At 76.1% G+C, this 1,001-nt stretch carries 1 protein-coding gene; it reads left to right on the top strand.

The genetic code is table 11. The features are described from left to right. Positions 1-65: 65 nt before the first annotated feature. The coding region (locus H5J30_RS35690; protein WP_181791927.1) for a beta-ketoacyl synthase N-terminal-like domain-containing protein at positions 66-1,001 on the top strand (936 nt) is incomplete at its 3' end.

Here is a 1,001-nt window from a genome sequence, read left to right on the forward strand (position 1 = left end):
GGTACGTATCCGCCGCGCGTCCCTGCCCGCAGGCGCCGCCGGCGCCGTCCCCTTGAAGGCGTTCGATGGCCAGCAGCAACGAGGAAAAGCTCCGCGACTACCTGAAGGCGGTCACCGCCGACCTGCGCCAGACCCGGCAGCGGCTCCAGTCCCTGGAGGAGCGCGACCACGAGCCGATCGCGGTGGTCGGGATGGCCTGCCGCTACCCCGGCGGCGCGGTGTCGCCCGACGCGCTGTGGGAGCTGGTGTCGGCGGGCGGGGACGCCATCGGCGAGTTCCCCGGCGACCGGGGCTGGGACCTGGACGCGGTCTTCGACGCGGACCCGGACCGGGCGGGCACGAGCTACGCCCGCCGCGGCGGCTTCCTCTACGACCTGCCGGAGTTCGACGCCGGGCTGTTCGGGATCTCCCCCCGGGAGGCCGCGGCGATGGACCCGCAGCAGCGGCTGCTGCTGGAACTGGCCTGGGAGGCGCTGGAGCGGGCGGGCGTCGCGGCCGACGGGCTGCGCGGCTCCGCCACCGGCGTGTTCGCGGGCACCTCGGCGGCCGACTACGGGCCGCGGCTGCACGAGGCGAGCGGCGGCGCCGAGGGCTACATGCTGACCGGGACCACGCCGAGCGTCGCCTCCGGGCGGATCGCGTACACGCTCGGCCTGGAGGGCCCGGCGCTGACGGTGGACACGGCGTGCTCGTCCTCGCTGGTCGCGGTGCACCTGGCCACGCGCGCGCTGCGCGCGCAGGAGTGCACGATGGCGCTGGCCGGCGGGGCCACGGTGATGTCGACGCCGGGGATGTTCGTGGAGTTCTCGCGGCAGCGCGGGCTGGCGTCCGACGGGCGCTGCAAGTCGTTCTCCGAGGACGCCGACGGCACCGGGTGGGCCGAGGGCGCGGGCATGCTCGTGCTGGAGCGGCTCTCCGACGCCCGGGCCGCGGGGCACCGGGTGCTCGCGGTGATCCGCGGCTCCGCCGTCAACCAGGACGGCGCCTCCAACGGCCTCACC

The sequence above is a fragment of the Streptomyces phytophilus genome (genome assembly GCF_013870535.1).
GTDB classification, from domain to species: Bacteria; Actinomycetota; Actinomycetes; order Streptomycetales; family Streptomycetaceae; genus Streptomyces; species Streptomyces phytophilus.